The 17,965-nt window shown below is 57.2% G+C and carries 12 protein-coding genes; 9 read left to right on the top strand and 3 right to left on the bottom strand.

What is annotated here, in order from left to right:
• Positions 1–434 precede the first annotated feature (434 nt).
• The 4 genes from argB (at position 435) to VGE80_RS19785 (ending at position 4,613) form a co-directional block, all read left to right on the top strand.
• Entirely contained in the window at positions 435–1,322 is an 888-nt protein-coding gene (gene argB / locus VGE80_RS19800; RefSeq protein WP_373650036.1) for an acetylglutamate kinase, read from the top strand.
• 21 nt (positions 1,323–1,343) lie between these two features.
• On the top strand, positions 1,344–2,585 hold the full coding sequence (locus VGE80_RS19795; RefSeq protein ID WP_440593857.1) for an aspartate aminotransferase family protein: 1,242 nt from the start codon (positions 1,344–1,346) through the stop codon (positions 2,583–2,585).
• Positions 2,586–2,771: 186 nt separating this feature from the next.
• Positions 2,772–3,692, top strand: a complete 921-nt coding sequence (gene argF / locus VGE80_RS19790) for an ornithine carbamoyltransferase (protein WP_373650034.1) — start codon at positions 2,772–2,774, stop codon at positions 3,690–3,692.
• A 285-nt stretch (positions 3,693–3,977) separates the two neighbouring features.
• Complete coding sequence (locus tag VGE80_RS19785) at positions 3,978–4,613, top strand: phosphatase PAP2 family protein (protein ID WP_440593856.1); 636 nt, start codon at positions 3,978–3,980, stop codon at positions 4,611–4,613.
• A 57-nt stretch (positions 4,614–4,670) separates the two neighbouring features.
• On the opposite strand, the gene VGE80_RS19780 is transcribed toward VGE80_RS19785, so the two are convergent.
• The 3 genes from VGE80_RS19780 to VGE80_RS19770 all read right to left on the bottom strand — a co-directional run bounded on the left by VGE80_RS19780 (position 4,671) and on the right by VGE80_RS19770 (position 10,774).
• Positions 4,671–6,128 (bottom strand): proton-conducting transporter transmembrane domain-containing protein, encoded by a 1,458-nt coding sequence (locus VGE80_RS19780; RefSeq protein WP_373650032.1) that lies wholly within the window; start codon positions 6,126–6,128, stop codon positions 4,671–4,673.
• Positions 6,125–7,606 carry a proton-conducting transporter transmembrane domain-containing protein gene (locus VGE80_RS19775; protein ID WP_373650031.1) on the bottom strand — a complete coding sequence of 494 codons (1,482 nt, stop codon included), beginning with the start codon at positions 7,604–7,606 and terminating at the stop codon, positions 6,125–6,127. Before VGE80_RS19775 ends, VGE80_RS19780 begins: the two co-directional genes overlap by 4 nt.
• Before the next feature lie 63 nt (positions 7,607–7,669).
• On the bottom strand, positions 7,670–10,774 hold the full coding sequence (locus VGE80_RS19770) for a DUF2309 domain-containing protein (RefSeq protein WP_440593855.1): 3,105 nt from the start codon (positions 10,772–10,774) through the stop codon (positions 7,670–7,672).
• A 328-nt stretch (positions 10,775–11,102) separates the two neighbouring features.
• Here VGE80_RS19770 and VGE80_RS19765 point away from each other — a divergent pair, with 328 nt between their 5' ends.
• The 5 genes from VGE80_RS19765 to VGE80_RS19745 form a co-directional block, all read left to right on the top strand.
• On the top strand, positions 11,103–11,795 hold the full coding sequence (locus tag VGE80_RS19765) for a response regulator transcription factor (RefSeq protein ID WP_373650029.1): 693 nt from the start codon (positions 11,103–11,105) through the stop codon (positions 11,793–11,795).
• A gap of 83 nt (positions 11,796–11,878) precedes the next feature.
• Complete coding sequence (locus VGE80_RS19760; RefSeq protein ID WP_373650028.1) at positions 11,879–13,330, top strand: sensor histidine kinase; 1,452 nt, start codon at positions 11,879–11,881, stop codon at positions 13,328–13,330.
• Between the two features lie 48 nt (positions 13,331–13,378).
• Positions 13,379–14,698, top strand: coding sequence for a tRNA dihydrouridine synthase (locus tag VGE80_RS19755; RefSeq protein WP_440593854.1), 1,320 nt, complete (start codon positions 13,379–13,381; stop codon positions 14,696–14,698).
• A 173-nt stretch (positions 14,699–14,871) separates the two neighbouring features.
• On the top strand, positions 14,872–15,903 hold the full coding sequence (locus tag VGE80_RS19750; RefSeq protein ID WP_373650026.1) for a KpsF/GutQ family sugar-phosphate isomerase: 1,032 nt from the start codon (positions 14,872–14,874) through the stop codon (positions 15,901–15,903).
• Positions 15,904–16,063: 160 nt separating this feature from the next.
• Positions 16,064–17,965 (top strand): hypothetical protein (locus VGE80_RS19745; RefSeq protein WP_440593853.1); only part of this gene is annotated, 1,902 nt, incomplete at its 3' end.

The raw sequence follows: 17,965 nt of genomic DNA, 5'->3' as shown, positions 1-17,965 counted from the left end.
GAACTCGTAAAACACCAGCCAGCGAAACGTACGAACGAACCGTATATCGAAAAGAGAAACGGAGATTTGGCGAACCGCCAGCCTGATCGCGGGAGACACGCTGGAAAAGGAAGGTGCTCAGATTTTCCAGGAGCATCTTCCTTTCACTTTAAAGCCCTGACACGACACATTTTCCATAAACAACTATTGAAACAGAACTTACGCCATTCAGAAAACCCCTCAAAAGAAAGATGCTCAAGTAAGGTGCTCAGGCAAGATGCTCATTACGAAACGGCTCGAGCCCGCTCAACAATCGCCAATCGGCAAAACCGCGCCAGGGATTTCTCATCCATGGCGAAGTTCCAGTTCAGAAAATCTGCCGAATTGACACTTATCTCAGCGAAACCCTAGAATTCAGGTTTTTCACCCTTATTGTCTCTGGCCGCGTGAGCAAAATGTCTCAAAACTTCGAAGAAGCTGTTCGCAAAGCCGGTGTCTTACTCGAAGCCCTCGGGTGGATTCGCCGATTCCGCGGTCGCCACGTCGTGATCAAGCTTGGCGGCAGCGCGATGGACGAAGCGGAAGCCGTGAAGCATTTTCTGACCGACGTGATCTTCATGTCGTCGGTCGGCATGCGGCCGATTCTGGTCCATGGGGGGGGCAAAGCGATTAATGCCGCGATGTCCAAGGCGGGCATTCCGCCACGCTTTGTGCAGGGACGGCGCTATACCGACGACGAGACACTGGAGATTGTCGCCCGGGTACTCGCCGGTGAAATCTGTCAAAACCTCGTCGACGAAATTATTCGCCAGGGAGGCGACGCCCGTGCGTTGAGCTACCTGACGGTGAACTGTCTGAAAGGGAAACGCCTGACGCTTCCCGGCGAACAGGGCGAACCGATTGACCTGGGCCGTGTCGGAGAAGTGACCGACATTGATCGGGACCTGCTGCTGATGACTTGCCGTGCTGACCAGATCCCCGTGCTTCCTTCGGTGGCACTGGATGATCAGGGTGGCAAGCTGAACGTCAACGCGGATACCGCAGCGGCGGCAGTAGCCAGACTCATTCAAGCTGAAAAACTGGTGTTCTTAAGCGATGTTCCGGGCATTTACCTTGATCGAAAAGATCCGTCGACGCTGCAGTCGCATCTGACCGCCGCCCGATGTCGTGAATTGATTCGCGAAGGCATTATCGACGCCGGGATGGTTCCCAAAGTCGAAGCGGCCCTGGAAGCCCTCGAAGCGGGCGTTCAAAAAGTCCACATCATCGATGCCAGAATTCCTCACTCCGTTTTACTCGAGATTTACTCAAACGAGGGAATCGGGACCGAGATCGTCCTTTAGTTGCGAAAGCTCAGAAAACCTATGCATCCTGCTGCAACCCGTTCCAGTCAGAAAACGATCGATCAATTTGCCAAATATGTCATTCCCAACTACCGGCGTTACCCGGTCTGTCTCGTTCACGGCGAGGGAAGCTACGTCTGGGATGCGGAAGGCAAGAAGTACCTCGATCTCTTTCCCGGCTGGGGTTGCAACATCCTGGGACACAGCCCGCCAAAGGTCGTCAAAGCCATTCAGCGACAGGTCGAGCACCTGATCCACATCCCGAACACCTGGTTCACCGAAGCCCAGGGAGATTTCGCGGAATCCATCGTGACTCGCAGCTTCGGCAAAGTCTTCTTTGCCAACAGTGGCACTGAAGCGAACGAAGGGGCCATCAAGCTGGCTCGACTGCACTTCGCCAACCCGTCGGGGGGGACTCAGAAGTTCCGCGTGATCTCGTTTGAGAACGGGTTCCACGGCCGAACATTCGGCTCCGTCACGGCCACAGCCCAGCCCAAGTATCATGAAGGTCTCGGCCCTCTGCTGCCCGGCTTCCGCTACGCTCCCTACAACGATCTGGATGCCGTCAAGGCGCTGGTCGATGATGAAACCTGTGCCGTCCTGCTGGAACCCGTCCAGGGGGAAGGGGGAGTGAACATCGCCACGGAAGAGTTCCTCAAGGGACTCAGACAGCTCTGTGACGAACGGAACATGCTGCTGATCTTCGACGAAGTCCAGACCGGCATGGGCCGTACCGGACACTGGTTCGGTTATCAGCACCACGGCGTCCAGCCCGACATCATGACGCTCGCGAAAGGACTGGCGGCAGGCGTTGCCTGCGGAGCATTCGTCTGCCAGGACCACATTGCTCCCAGTCTGCGGCCCGGCATGCATGCCAGCACCTTCGGAGGCAACCCGCTCGCCATGGCTGCCGGAATCGCGACCATGCAGACAATCGAAGAAGAGGGCTTGCTCGCACATTGCCGCGAAATGTCGAACCGGTTCCACCAGCACTTCACAGAGCTGAAGGGGACATTGCCGATCATTCACGAAGTGCGATCGCGAGGCATGATGATCGGGATCGAACTCAACATTCCCGCGACTCCGGCTGTTGCCAAGTGCATGGAGCGAGGGGTCTTGATCAACGCGACTCACGATACCGTCGTCAGGCTGCTGCCCGCATTAAACATTTCGCCCGCGCAGGTGGACGAAGGGTGCAAAGTCATCACAGAGGTGCTGAAGCAGATGGCTGAAGAGGCATCCACGTCTCGCAGCTCTGAGTAGTGACACTCTACCTCCGGGTGTCGCCTCAGCGCCGGCCATGTTTGTCGCGACGATCGCACTCTCGTCGCCTGATTCAGACCGTTATTGATGGAACTATTGATTTGACGTAGTTCGTTTAACACGATCCGCAGTGCCTTTGCGACGCCAGGAACTAATACTGCCAAACGGCTTGGAAAACAACTTGTCATGCGTCATTTGAACTCACTCATGGACCTGATGCCTTCCGACGTGGAAAGCATCTTCGAACTGGTCCGCTCGTTGAAAACTCGACTGCGTGCCGGAGACCGGCCGCAGATCTTATCCGGGTATGTCATGACCCAGATCTTCGAGAAGCCGTCTCTCAGAACGAGGCTTAGCTTCGACGCAGCGATGATGCAGTTGGGTGGGGCCAGCATCTTCCTTAAAGCCGAAGACGCAGGACTGGGTGGACGTGAATCGGTCGAAGATGTCGCGCGCGTGATCGGGGGATATTCGGACGTCATCACGCTGAGAACGTTTTCCCAGCAGTTGATTGACGACTTCATCAAACATTCCGGTGTGGCCGTTATCAACGGCCTGTCGGATGAGCGTCACCCCTGTCAGGCTTTGACAGACCTCTTCACCATGCAGGAAGTCCTGGGTGATGTGCGCGGTCGAAAGTGCGTGTTCGTAGGTGACGGTAACAACGTCGCGAATTCACTGGCGATTGCTGCCGCCCTGTGCGGAATGAACTTCACTGTCTGCGCTCCCGAGAGTCACCGTTTGGAAGCAGGCCTGTTGAAAGAACTGGTCGACAAGATTCCTGCAGCGAATGTCGTCCAGACCGACTGCTTTGAATCAGCCCTGAAAGACGCCGACATCGTCTACACCGATGTCTGGACCAGCATGGGACAAGAAGACGAAGCGGAAGAACGGCAGAAAATCTTTGGCGGGTATCAGGTCAATCAGAACCTGATGAAGCTCGCCCCCAAGAGCTGCTACTTCATGCATTGCCTGCCTGCCAAGCGGGGCCTGGAAGTAACGGATGAGGTGATCGACAGCAAACAGAGCATCGTCTTCCAGCAGGCCGAAAATCGGATGCATCTGGCCAAAGGATTGATGCTCTGGGTGCTGGAGAAGTCACTCTGACCGCATTGGGTCACTCACCTGATTGACGACGCCACGCCAGGAAGATCTCAGAACAGTGTCAACAACCGGGACACCAGCATCGACAAATCATGCCCCTGCGAGAGACGGATATCGAATTCCCGGCAGGACGGTCCGGGGTGAATTGAGTCGAACAGTTATTGCAGTGACCACGTTGGCCTCGCAGCATGGTCGAATAGAAGATCTTCGCGTTTTTGTGGATCGGCTGAATACATGGATGCAGTTTCACCAATCGATCTCTCGGCACCACCCTCTCAACATTCGCGAATGCGACGGTGGAGGATCGCAATCGCCTACGCCATCGCCGCGGTCTGTGCCCTGGCAATCGACCTCCCGGTCACGGCGTACTTCAAGAAAGGGGTTCCGAGGTTCCTGGGCGAGTTCTTTGAGAACTGCGAAGTCTTTGGCAATGGGTACGGCGTCGCCATGATCCTGATCGCAGTCGTCGTTCTGGATCGTACCGCGTGGAAAGTGACTCCACTCCTCATTGCGGGGTCTCTGGGTTCGGGCCTGATCAGCAACATTCTCAAGCTGACGTTGGGCCGAACGCGCCCCCGTCAATTCGATTTCTCGATGACATCCGTGTGGGACACCTTCCAGCGTATGGACGGGTCACAAAGCATGCCTTCATCACATACGGCCACTGCCGTCGGACTCGCCGTCGTGCTCTCGGCACTGTATCCACGCGGCCGCTGGTACTTTGCCATCCTGGCGGCCCTGGTCGGCATGCAGCGAATCGTCACCCTGTCTCATTACCCAAGCGATGTTTTTGGTGGTGCCGCCGTGGGCAGCCTGATCGGGATGTGGGCCGTCGCACGGATGTACTTCGATGAAAAGAAAGCCCGGGGCGAATCGCCGGTCGTGCCAACCCCGACGCCGCCCACAACAGAACCGACTGCCTGAGGTTCAGGGCCATGGTCCTGACGCCGGTTTCATCCCTTCAAGCCTGGTGAACCCCGATCAGTGACCATCGGTGTCGAAGCCCAGATAGTCGGTCAGGCTATGAACCTGAGAGAGCTGACTGCGGGCACGGAGGATCCGATCGGCCGCCCGGTGTCGTGACGTCACATTGAACTGAGGGATGAGGCCGCCAAGGAAGATCAACGCGGTCAGAGTGACGACCGCGAACCGCTCGCGACGACCGATCCCTAACGACACTAGTGACTGGTGACGCGTTCCTGTGAACAGCCGGAAATAGGCATGAACAACCGCGATCCCGTTGAGTGTCGCGGCCACAACAACGGCGACACCGATATACGGGAAGTCCTCGACGGCACCATCGACCAGCATCTCTGTCCCCACGAACCCAAAGGTCCCCGGGAAACCGACACTGGCCAAACCAGTGACCATGAAGAGCACGGCCAGGGCGGGAGTATGATCATAGAGCCCTTGAAACTCATTCAGCGAAAGTCGACCTCGCCGCGCCTCCAGCGCCCGCAACGTCAATCCGAACCCTCCCAGCGAGATGCTCAGCGCCATCCAGACGCACAACGCACCCGTCAGGCTGATTGGCGTCACGGCCTCTAACCCCACCAGCACCAGGGCGGAATGGCTGAGAAAGAGATAACAGAAGAATCGCCGGGTATCCGTCTGAACCAGGGCAATGCCCGACGCGTAGACCGCAGTTAAAAGCGACAAGACGCCAATGGTCCGCAAGACCCAGTCAGGAGCGATGGGCAGAACCAGACGAATCGTGGCGTACGCACCGACCAGCGGCATCGCCACCAGCAGAGCCGTCCCGAAAGTCGCTCGCTCGAAGAGGTCACTCATCCAGCAATGAAAGGGGGCGATCCCACTCCGAATGAACACGGCAATCAACAGCGGCACGATCGCCCACAGGGAATGGACCTGCTTCTCACGACCTTCGTACTCGACAGCGGCCTGACCAACGACCAGCAGAATAATGAACAGGGCCATGTGCAGCACATAGACTCGCGTACTTTGGCCCCGGGAGCGCAATTCGAGATACGGCTGAATCGTGCCAACTGCAAGCAGACCGGTAATCAGCCAGGGGTCCTCACAAGCGAATGTCGCGAGGACTATGGCTTCCGATGCCAGTGTCCAGGCAAAGCTGAATCGACGAATCTTGGTACGGAGTGTGGTCAGCGAAACCAGAAAATAGAGCAACGCAACGAGCGACAGCAGTGGAGAACTGAGCGGGTCAATCACGAAGATTTCCCGACCCACGAGTTTAGTTAATGGATTCCAGTAGTCCTGAGCGTCACTAGGCCTGGCGTTGTAGGGGTTGACGAACTCATAGTCGATCCAGGCCCCCGTGGTGGTGATCAGTACAAGTGTCGTGAAGAACAAGGAGTACCGACTGGCAACAAACTGATCGCGAACCAGCGCGACCCAGAAAGCACCGAACAGAGCGATGAAGACGGATGCTTCCATCCAGGGAAAGTGAAGTTCGCTCATTGCAGCTCCTCCAGTAAGGCAGAAGCCTCTTCAGGAGTGGTTTCAGGATGGGGCTTTCCGGAAAGGAAGCACGTCCAGCGGCGTTCAAGTTGATCGCATTTGCGGAGTGCCGACAAAAATGGCCGGACGACATAGTCCTGCAGGTAAGCGTCCATGTACCCACGTTCCAGAGCAACCCGGTAATACCAGACGCGCGACTTTTCGGGAGCCCGTCTCAGCCATGCCACTGAAAACTGAGGCAGTCGTCCCCCGATGGCGTCTTCCATTGACCTATAGTCATGTAATAGCGTCGGTGCCCTCAGAAATTGCAGCGTTCTCAGACAACCATGCCCGAGAATATGAACCAGAGCGACATACTGAAAGCCACACCCGATCTCGGCAAAAATCAGGCCGACTTGTGACATCGAAGCAAACGAAAGAGCGCTCTTGATGTCGGTCTGCACCGTTCCCGCGAACGTGCCAAAGATCGCCGTTGCCAGCCCGACGACGATGATCAATATCTGGAGAGCGGGGGACCGGGCGATGATCGGGCTGAAACGGAGCAGCAGGAATGCCCCCAGATGAACGGAAAGCGCCCCGTAGAAGATGGCACTGGACGGAGTTGGACCCTCCATCGCTCGGGGAAGCCAACCGGAAAAAGGGACCATCGCCGACTTGCCCATCGCTGCCACCAGCAGCAGCACCCCCACAAAGAAGGCCTGCCGGGGTTCGAGAAACGTCGTTGCTTCCGGCCATTGTCCCGAAAGGAAGTGATCGAAGTTGCCTTCCCCTTTCATGTGGTGCAAAGCCACCGCAGCCAGCAGCAAAGCGGCATCCGAAACACGATAGACGATCCAGACATGCAGACCGTTGGTCGACGGAGCAGGCCGCTCATGAAAAAAAGCGACGAGCAATGCCGATGACAGACCGACAAGTTCCCATCCCGTGAAAAGGGTCTCAATCGTTCCTGCCAATGACGTGGTAACCATGCCCACGACGAAAAGTGACAGCAGGGTGAAGAACCGGTTGAAGCCCTTCTCGCGATGCATGTACCGATTGGCAAACGCGCCGATGGTACCGCACAGCACGAACGTCAGTATCACAAACGGCACAGACAGGCGATCGAACTCAAATTTGAAGACGAAGTGGTACTTCTTATGGAGGTCGTGATTCTCAACGTTCACCCAACTGCCGATCTCGATCGGCACCTGAGTGTCACTCCAGACGAGCATCAGGACCAGAATGGACACCGCAGCCAGCAAGCCGGTGACGATTCCCGTCTGCACACAGCGTGCGATAACCCGTTCACTCAAGGGTCGATCACGCAGCAGCGACGCCACAGCCAGCACGGCGAACAGGATCGCGGGGGCACCCACAACCAGTAAGCCCAGAATGTTAAACACAAGCTGCCGCACAGCGCTGGCTGCTGGATCAATTTCCGCTTGCGACTCAACGACGGACGCAGCAAGCAGTCCCATCGTGTGAAAAGCCATCAACATGTTATCAGTCTATTCTTGCAGACACCGAACTCATCCCCACCACCACACTGACTCGTCCGAGGCTCATGTGCAAATCTGGGCAAATCCCAGATGTTCCCGCCATCCTCGGTACCAGTCAGCCGATGTCATCGCCTGGGGAAGATCGGTATTGGTGGGCTGGTATCGGTGGAACTCGTCCTCACGAAAGACAAGGATCTGATTCGAATCGGGGTCGAGCAGTGCCAGTTGTACCCAGCCATTCTGAATGATATTCCGAACGGTTTCGCTGCGTTCCATGATGCGTCGGATTCCGTCCGGGGTCGTCTCGATAATCATCAGCAGACGGACCGGCTCATGGATCTCAACCCCCTGCCACGGGAGTCCCGGCCGCAAGTCACTCAGAGCACCATCCATGACGCCGAGCAGCGAAGTCACATTATGAGGCAGCTTCGTGCCACTGCCCCAACCGGCGGGGTCAATGTACGAAAAGAAGTACTGGAGGTTGATCCCCGAACAGACAGGAACCACGGCCCCGAGAATTCGGGCCAGAATCGAGCAGTCGGCATCATCCTCGTGCGGTTCATACGACTGCAGGAAGCAGCGTCGATCCAGATACAAACCACGTACACGTGCACGTCGTCCGACAAAGCAGATCGCGTTCGATGCGTTCCCGAATTCCGGTCGAGTCTGTGCCAGGTCCTGAGATCGCCCCTCCACGTGGCGCCGTGCGGCAGCGAAGGTCAAATCCAGCGGCGCCGACTGGAACCGGCGACAACGTTCGTGTGCGTTACGTTCGCAGGCCAGCTCAAGAGCCTGCTCCGCTTCCGCCAGATCAGCACGATGAGAATCGGGAAGCTGGTGGACATCATAGAAGGTGACAGAATCGGTGCAGGTATTATGCAGGCCCCCCAGAAAGTGAACGTCTTCCGGAATGGGCAATCCCCGCTCTCGCAGGATCGTCCGCACTCGTTTGTCATTCAACATCGCCGCCAGGGCGCGCGCATTCGGCGACCCGGCTCCGCCGCAACAGGCCCCACAGTCGTAGCAGGACTTATGAGGGTTGTTGAGGCAGAAAGAGCCATGCCCCATGAACAGCACAAGTCGGGCAAATCCCGATGTCAGTCCGATATCCCGCAAGAGGCGTTCACCAATGTTAGCCATTTCCTCGATGTTGAAGCCGATTCCTTCGGGAGTGGGACCGGGTTTCGCCCCCTTCCGCTCCAGATGCAGCCGTGTCATCCGGGGCGGTTCGACGAACTTCCCTGCGTGGCGTCGTATACGAGCAGTCAAGCGAGGAAACAGCACTCGTGCCACCAGAGGGATCGAGGCCAGGACACCCAGACTTGCCGTCAGCAAAGCTCCCCCGGTCACACTGCGACTGCGAACGTGGACATTGTGCGACGCAGCGCCAATCGCGCGGCGGGTTTTCGCCCGTCGCTGATGCTGGTCCTCGAGCGCCGCATCGACCTCTTCTGTAATCCAGTGCTGGGGCCGGATCACAATCGGACACAGAGCGGTGAAATGGGCGTCTGTGACTCCCTTGTAGTACATGGGAACTCCGAAGAAACCCGCCGCCCCAAAAGTTTCGACCCGGGGCATCACTTCTTCGAGATGACGGCGGAACGATTCTTCGCGAGCGTCCAGACAGAAGACCGCCTGAAACTTCGGCGCTTCGACCCGGGAACAGGTGCGCTGCGTGTGCACCGACATCGCATCCAGCGTCTGAGCGCGCATGTGCCGTTCAAACGCCTGATGGAAGATCCGACGTCGTTCCATGCTGGTGAATGTCTCGATCTCGTGGATCAGATCGGACCAGTCTGCAGGAGTCAGCCGGAACAACTTCGCGGGAGACCAGCCCAGGACCTGAGCAAGCTGAAACACCAGGAATGCCCGCTGCTCGATACTGGAGAGCGACAACTTCGACAACTTCGCTCCCGCTGATTCGCGGAGCTGACCGAGCGGCCCCGAATATTGAAGGTACTCCCGGGCGGCAAAGCGGAGGGCAATCCTCTCGAGAATCAGCCGGACAGCCAGAAACTCGATCAAGCTTCCTGGCGGGGCAGAAATCGCCTGCCGGTCTGGCCGGGCTTCCAACTGCCAGATCAACCCGGTCCAGCCCCGCAATGCCAGCAGACTGGCCGTGATGAAATCTTCCCACTCCTCGTGCTTTACGCCAAGGATTTCGAGAGACTCAACCACACTTTGCAGAGGGTCCTGTCCGGAAGCTTTGATCTGTGACAATTCGGGAGCAAGTTCGGCCATCCACCGATCGGGGGGACCGGACGATTGGGAATACAGGTCCAGAAACGAATGAAAAAATCCCTGCTCGCGATAAGGCAATGACCAGTTGGCGAACCCCTGATCAGTGAAAGCCGCACAGAATCGAATCAACACGGGATGAACCAGACTGTCCGTGTCAAAACTCGTTGCTGCCCGCAGAACATCCCGGTGTCGAACAAATGGAACGCGCGACTCGACATAAGGAGGAACATTGTGCATCCCGTTTCGACAGACGCGCCACAATGCCTGCAGTGCGAATGCCTGCCACGTTGCCGGGGTCCATCGTTCGATCGACGATTTCCCGAAACGTTCGATCAACTCATCCAGAGGAAGAGGGACGTATCCGGACGCAGGGCGAGAGACTTTCGCAGTTCGCCCTGCACTGATCCGCAGATCCCGCATGACCCAGTGCTTGGTCTCGATCAGAAATCGGTCGCGAACAGATGTGGGAGCATCGGAGCGGATCTGTGTCAGTGCATCGGTTTCCGCGACGAACCACTTCAGTTCTTCGGTCGGACCAGTTCGCAGCGGGTACTGCAGCATCGCCAGCCGCAGTTGGTGCCGCGTCGTGATCGTCGCGATGGCGATGTCCGACTGTTCCTTAAGATCGCGTTTCAGTGCAAGAGCCAGGTCGTCGAGATGGATTCGGTCCTGGGTCAGCTTTTCACGATAAATGTCTTCAGACAGGTAAGGTTGACAGCCGAAAAGTCGGGCCCCCTTTTGAACACCTTCGTCGAAAGGAAGATCTTCCAGAGCCTGCAGCGTATTGAAGAAGACGAACGCGGTAATCGGCCCCTGCGCAGGAAGTAACGAAGCCGCCCTTTGAATGACGCTTTTCAGCTCGGTGGCCTTGGCTGAAGCATTGTCGGAATCAATCGGAGAGGCGGTCTGCTCTAAAGTGTGTGGCACGTGAACCTGATCATTCGGTTAACGGACAAAAATGTCTACAATTCGAAGTTCAAATATAACCATCACCGGGAATCGGTGAAGGCGAGGCTGACTTACAACCCCGTCAGGTGACTGCGATGGAGTACTCTAAATCTCCAGATTCTGCTGAGATCTGGGCATCTTACGCCGCAGCGGGTGATATAATTGCCGACGAATCTCACTCTAAACCGTTTTCGACATGCTGAACAGGTTCTGTCAACCCCCTGCTGGTTTGGGATGAGTTTTCGCGGAGAAGGGGAGAGTTCCTCTGATGCCGCGGTGGTCCTTTGTCTTAGTCAAGGATTGAATCATGCGAGTCTTGGTGATCGAGGATGATTTGGCGATCGGTCGGGCACTGGCAAAGGGATTCACCGAAGCTGGGTTCCAGTGCGACTGGATGCAGGATGGCGAAACCGGTTTCGCCGCTGCCCGCTCTCAGCAGGCGGACGCCATTGTTCTGGATCAGATGCTGCCGAGAATGAACGGGCTGGATCTGCTGCGGGAGATTCGCGCCGCCGGAGTGATGACGCCTGTCGTTCTCTTGACGGCAATGGGTTCCGTCCAGGACCGGATCACCGGTCTCAATACGGGCGCCGACGACTACATTCCCAAGCCATTCGATTTCGCGGAACTGCTCGCTCGACTCAACGCCGTCGTGCGACGGACCAGCGTCCGTCCCACTCCGCTGCTGGTGGTCAACGACCTCACACTCGACCTCACCACTCGCCGCGTTTCCCGCGCTGGCGGCGATATCGACCTGACCCCCATCGAATTCAGCCTGCTCGAACTGCTGATGCGGTACGCAGGGCAGGTCGTTACGCGAAAGATGCTGTGCGAACACGTCTGGGGCTTCAATTGGGACGGAACCACGAACGTGATTGAAGTGCACGTCAATCGGCTGCGCGGGAAACTCGATCAGGGCCGGTCCGACTCCTTGATCAAGACAATCCGTGGACGTGGCTACAGCGTGGCTGCGGAAGAAGCGGCGACGGTCACCCCGTAGCCCGGCAACTGGCTTGGCCAGGCGGCGCCTACTGAGCGAAGGTCGTTCATTACCTTAACACGTGTGGGCTGAAAGCGACGTTTGTGAAAATAGCAAATCGAGATGCTTATGACCTGATCGCCTTATGGCATCGATTCCGCGACTTTTCGCGATCGCTTCGTTTCCGCCTGACCATGTGGAACACGTTTGTCGTGTTCGTCACGGTGTTCATCGCACTATTCGCCGTCCGTGAAGGGCTGCGATATTACCTGCTTCTGGAAACGGATGCCGTTCTCGATGATGAAGTCAAAGAGATCCTGCTGACCGTCGAGAAGTTTTATCCCGAGCGGGAACAAGTTCTCGCCATGCTGAATGGGAAGGACGAAGCCCACCTCGACAGAAAGTGGCATATCCGGTGGATCGACGAAGACGGGGTGACGACGATCTGGAAAAGTAAACTCGCCCCCGATATGCCCCTGTCGAAGTTTCTCGGAGCGAAGAAAGGTTACTCGATCTGGGGCTCGGACGTGCACCGGTCGATCGAACGGGAACTGGACCGACCGAACATTCCCCGCTATCGAATTCGTGTTGGCACTACGATGAAGTTTGTCAGCGACGACGTTGATCGTTTGACGGGAATCCTCGCGCCCGTCGGACTGGCAATCCTGGTGATCGCCCCCCTGGGAGGATTCTTTCTGGCAGAACAGGCGATCGAGCCACTTCAGCGTCTGATTCAGACGACCGAACGCCTTCGCCCCAGTCATCTGGACGAGCGACTTGAACTGCGTGGGGTGGGGGATGAACTGGACCAACTCGCAGGAAAGATCAATAAATTCCTCGACCAGATCGCCGACCATCTCAAGAAAAACCGCGAGTTCGTCGCGAACGCCGCGCACGATCTCCGTTCCCCTTTGGCCGCCATCCAAAGTCTCGTCGAAGTGACACTTGAGAAGCCGCGAACGGATGAGGAATACGTTGAACTGCTCTACCAGACCACAGACGAAGTACGCCACCTCGCCCAGGTCGTAAATCAACTTCTGATGCTGGCCGAAACAGAGGCTCCTGAAGCAGAAACGCCTCGGCAAGCGGTTCGGCTGTCAGAGATTATCACCCGGATCATCGAAATGTTCGATCCCGTTGCTGAAGAAGCGGGAGTGAAAATCGTCTTTGAGCCCCGTAATGATGTGCAGGTGCTCGGGCAATCACGGCAATTGAGACAGGTCGTCACGAACCTGGTCGATAACGCCATCAAGTTCTCCAAATCCGGCGGAACAGTGACCGTCGGACTCGAATGGGAACGCGAACAGGGCCTCGGCAAGATCACGGTCAAGGATACCGGAATTGGAATTCCACCCGACGCGGTCGGTCGGGTCTTCGACCGATTCTTCCAGGTGGAAAAGTCGCGCCAGCGTTTTGGAACGAATCGCGGGAACGGATTGGGCCTGAGTATTTGCGCTTCGATTGTTGCGTCATACGGAGGGACGATCACTGTCGAAAGCGAGCTCGACCGGGGAACGACGTTCACGATCCGCCTCCCGCTGGCGGAGTCCGCTTAGGCCAGACAAACCCAATCGACACGACCAATCCCGTGCACTGGCCAGGGAATGGTCAAACCCGGCCATCCCGATGTCCAAATAGCGGGTATTCACTCCCACCGAGAGAATCTGCGGCTGCTCTATACGAACGTGGCCGGAATCCGTCACATTGTGCTGAAGTCCGAGTCGGCGGGTAGCCTCTCGCCTGAGGCCGCCACGGACGAAGTTGCCAGCCACAACTCACTCCCCCTTTTTGCAAAGCTGACCAGCATCACGCTGCAAACAGAAAAGTCCCCGTCGAAGATGATGTCCACGCCCCTGAATCAAACGTCAGCCCCCGCAACGGAAGCCTCATGCAGCTTCTCCATCGGAGACCGCATTGTGCCGTCTCGCTATTTTCTGGCTCCACTGGCGGGATATACGCATCTTGCCTTTCGCCGAGCGATACGCGAGTTGGGAGGATTGGGACTGGCGACCACGGATCTGGTCCACGCAACACAACTTTGCGGAGGTCACCGTCACTCGCTGGAACTGGTCGAAACTCACGACGACGATCAACCGCTGAGCGTCCAGATTTTCGGAGGGAACGTCGACCAGTTGGCAGCCGCAGCACGATGGCTTGAGGACCATGGCTACTCGGGAATCGACATCAACATGGGCTGCCCGATGGCAAAAGTGAACGGGCAGGGGGGGGGAGCACGCCTGCTCTGCGACGCCGATCTGGCCTGTCGACTGGTGGGAAAGGTCGTGAACGCCGTCAAGCTGCCGGTCACGGTCAAGATGCGGCTGGGTTGGGACAGGGACACGATCTCATCGCCCTACCTCGCTCGCCGGTTTGAGGCGGAAGGGGTTCAGGGCATTACGATCCATGGACGGACGCGGCAGCAAGGGTTTCAGGGAAGTGTTGACCTCGACGGAATTGCTGCCACCGTGGCCGCCGTTGACCGGATTCCCATCATCGGCAATGGCGATGTCCGCAGTGTCGAAGATGCGGTCCACATGCGATGCGTTACAGGGTGCTCCGCAGTCGCCATCGGACGGGGGGCCATGCTTGACCCCTGGATCTTCCGGAAGCTGGAGGATCACGAGCAGGGCAGAGTTCCGCGGGAACCGTCGCGTGACGAACAGATCCGGTTCCTCGTTCGCCACTTCAGTCTGATGACCGAGCAACATGCCGACCGGAGCTGCTTTCTGTTCCGGAAGTTTGCCGCCTGGTACGGAGAACGTCTGGGTATCCCGGATGATCTTGAGAACCGACTTCGCAAGTTTGCGTCAGTTACCGAGTTTGACGAGATCGTCGCAGAAGTTCGCATTCGCCATGGAGAACGTCAGTCAAAAATGCCGACTGCTCTAATAAAAGTCCCAAATGGACCAGTCGAACGCTGGTAGTGCCGATAGCGAAGTTTAGAAGTAGCCACAGGAGTTGAAGGCAAGCTCTTTCCGGCTGATTCTGCCGGTCGATGAGGGGCAAACAAAGACAGATTGACCTATTTTCCCGGCGTCTGTACAACTCTCCCCCTTTGACCAGGATGGTCGAAAAAGCTCTGCAAGGATGCCCTTCGATGAGCGCCGCTGAACAATCCGTTGTCCCTTTCTCGCACCTGGAACAGTTGCGAGAAGCTCGCGCTATTCTCACGGTCGAAGGCGAAGCACTGCTCGAGCTGTCCCGCCGGCTGGATCGTGGATTCTGCACGGCCGTCGATCTGATCTCGGGTTGTCCGGGCTGCGTGATCGTCTCGGGAGTCGGCAAGGCCGGATTGATTGGCCAGAAGATCGCCGCCACACTCTCTTCGACGGGCACACGCGCCTATTTCCTGCACCCCACCGAAGCACTGCATGGTGATCTGGGTTGCGTGGGCTGTGACGATGTCTGGCTGCTGTTCTCCAACAGTGGCGAGACCGAGGAACTGACACGACTTTTGCCGATTATTCGTGGCCAGAAACAAGCCATCATCGCGGTGACCGCCAGCGACGCCAGCACGTTGGGAACACAAGCTGACGCCACGATTTGCCTGGGGCGACTGATCGAAGCAGGGGCCCACGGTCTGGCCCCCACGACAAGTACGACTGCCATGCTCGCAGTCGGTGATGCGCTGGCGCTGGTCGTCAGTCAAAAGAAGAAATTCACGCCGAAGCAGTTCGCCGCGTTTCACCCGGGTGGCAGCCTGGGCCGGCGGCTGGCATCCGTCAAAGACGTCATGAGATCCGTCGATCAGGTCCGTGTCGCCGAAGACACAGCCACGATCCGCGAAGTCTTTGTGCACCATTCGCGTCCAGGCCGTAGAACCGGGGCAGTCATTCTGGTCGACGAATCGGGTCGTCTTTCCGGATTGTTTACGGACAGCGATCTCGCGCGACTGCTTGAACAGCGACGTGACACCCAGTTTGACCGACCGATCTCCGAAGTCATGACGGTCCGCCCATTGACGGTTGGACCGGATGCGATTCTCGAAGAAGCACTCCAACTGCTGAGTGCCAGACATGTCAGCGAACTTCCCGTGGTCGATGAGCAGGGAATTCCGCTGGGAATGATCGACATCACCGATGTGATTGGTCTTGGAAAAGATTCCAGTACCGACGGCACAAGCAAATGACAGAATCCATTCAGAAGGCGCGTTTCCCCTCGCTTTCCAACCGATCAACTGAACGCCTCGACCTGTTTCATCCAGAACTCTTTTAGAACTGTCATCCCGAACCGTGTTTCAACGCCTGCTTTTCACCGTCGCAACAGCTCTCTGCCTGACCGGGCTGAGCATGCTGTACGCTGTGATGATCAGGCCAGTGGTCGTCATTCCCGACATCCCGGAAGCGGTGGTGGAAGATGAAATCCAGAGCGAACCACACCGACCTCCAGATAACGTGCTGGTCGCGGAGACATTTATTCCTCATGCGGAATGGGCCGCCGAGTCCAAGTACATGCTCCGATCGGATCAGGCCTATTTCTACACCGAACACTGGAAACAGGTCCCGGATAACCAGAAGCAGGTCCGGTTTGAGAAGTTCGCCATCGTCTATCTGACAACCGATAAGGAAGGGAACGAACAAGCTTTTTCGATCGTCAGTGACGAAGCACTCGTCGAGTTTTCTGCCGCGTTTGACGAGCGAACGCCCAACCCGGGCCGCATCATTCGCGCGGTTCTGATCGGAGATGTCCAGATTGCCGGACCGGACGGGTTATCGGTGATTGGTCAAAACTTCATTTTCGACGAATCCGAACTGAAGCTTCAAACGTTCTACCCTGTCACCTTCCGCTATCAGTCTCATCGGGGTTCCGCATCTCGTATGACGATGGGCTTGATCCCCGGCAAAGGTCTGCCCGGTAAGGACCGCCCCCACATCTACGGTGTTGAAACCGTGCAGTTGCTGGCCAATAAAAGTCTCCCCAGTCAGTCTCTTGTTCAACTGGAACTGCAGGTCCCCCATGGGGACACGCAACGAGATGTCCTGGTCCAATGTGCTGGTGACCTGGTCTATTCGGTCGCAACAAATACGATCGTCCTGACCGAGGACGTCATCGCGTCGACGGGCCCCAAGGACCTGAACGACCGGTTGGGGTGCCACAAACTGACACTGCAGTTCACGCCGAAGAAACCCGCAGCCGACGAGGTCGTTGCGGAAGTGAAGGAACCAACGGGAGAAGAATCTCTCCCCAAAGACGAGTATCAGCAGATTGAACGTGATCTCGAATTCAGTTGGCTCGAAGCCGAAGGAAAGCCCGGCAAACAACTGATGATCATCTCGATGTCGCAGAAGGCGAAAGCCTACATGGACCGCCTGACATATAGTGCGGAATCCAAGGTGCTGCTGATGAGTTCCGGCACCTCAGGTCGCGCCGTCCGAGTGACCCAGAAGGGATCGGAGCTGAAAGTTCCTGAGATCGAAGCACAACTCGACCAGGTTCCGGGAGAACCTGTCGGTCTGGAGTCACTGATCTGCCGTGGTCCCGGAGCATTGAACTACGTCGACGAAAAAACAGGCAAGCTGGCCTTCGTCGCAACGTGGGAAAAGCAACTGAGCAAGACCACCGATCCCGACACCAGGCTCGACCTGATCCAACTGGAAGAAACGGCCCACTTCGGTATTCCCGACCACAAGTCGGGGCTGATCGAGACGGGATTAATCGCCGAACTGATCAAGATCTGGCTGGCCCCCATCAAGCTCACCGCTCCTGGTGTCGAAGATGGCCCTGCCGAAGAGACGCCCCCACCCGAGCTGAAACGAGTTCTCGCGCAGCGGGATGTCGGCCTGAAAAGCCCTCAACTTCGCATTCGTCGAACGAATGAACTGGACGTCCGTTTCGAACCCGCAGTGGCCGCAATCCCGGTCTCGTCCGCACCGAAGAATCGGACCAGTCTTGTCCCCTCATCCCTGACGACGCGGGGACGAGGACAAATCGGGTTCGCCAGCATCCCTGCAACCGCCGACGCGACCGCATTCCCGAATTCTGAAGCCAGTGAGAAATCGAGCCCGACAACCAGAAACCCATTGGCCTCCCAGGGGAGTGGTAAACCGATCTTCGTTTCGGCCGATCAGATTGCGGTCCGCGTGCGTCAGGTCGAAGGGACACAGACGCCCGAACTTGTCGCTGTTCGCTCCGAAGGGAATGTGAATATCACGCAGGAAGGGGCTCCGGGGGAAAGACCGCTGGAACTCGAA

Source organism: Schlesneria sp. (assembly GCF_036405755.1).
GTDB lineage: Bacteria > Planctomycetota > Planctomycetia > Planctomycetales > Planctomycetaceae > Schlesneria > Schlesneria sphaerica.
This window is presented reverse-complemented; position numbering and strand designations above follow the sequence as displayed.

What these genes read in the sequence shown, in the direction of transcription:
- VGE80_RS19795 (WP_440593857.1), top strand. Translation starts at nt 1,344, where the DNA reads ATGCATCCTGCTGCAACCCGTTCCAGTCAGAAAACGATCGATCAATTT.
- VGE80_RS19750 (WP_373650026.1), top strand. Translation starts at nt 14,872, where the DNA reads ATGAGCGCCGCTGAACAATCCGTTGTCCCTTTCTCGCACCTGGAACAG.
- argB (WP_373650036.1), top strand. Translation starts at nt 435, where the DNA reads ATGTCTCAAAACTTCGAAGAAGCTGTTCGCAAAGCCGGTGTCTTACTC.
- argF (WP_373650034.1), top strand. Translation starts at nt 2,772, where the DNA reads ATGCGTCATTTGAACTCACTCATGGACCTGATGCCTTCCGACGTGGAA.
- VGE80_RS19775 (WP_373650031.1), bottom strand. Translation starts at nt 7,606, where the DNA reads ATGTTGATGGCTTTTCACACGATGGGACTGCTTGCTGCGTCCGTCGTT.
- VGE80_RS19765 (WP_373650029.1), top strand. Translation starts at nt 11,103, where the DNA reads ATGCGAGTCTTGGTGATCGAGGATGATTTGGCGATCGGTCGGGCACTG.
- VGE80_RS19780 (WP_373650032.1), bottom strand. Translation starts at nt 6,128, where the DNA reads ATGAGCGAACTTCACTTTCCCTGGATGGAAGCATCCGTCTTCATCGCT.
- VGE80_RS19785 (WP_440593856.1), top strand. Translation starts at nt 3,978, where the DNA reads ATGCGACGGTGGAGGATCGCAATCGCCTACGCCATCGCCGCGGTCTGT.
- VGE80_RS19755 (WP_440593854.1), top strand. Translation starts at nt 13,379, where the DNA reads ATGGTCAAACCCGGCCATCCCGATGTCCAAATAGCGGGTATTCACTCC.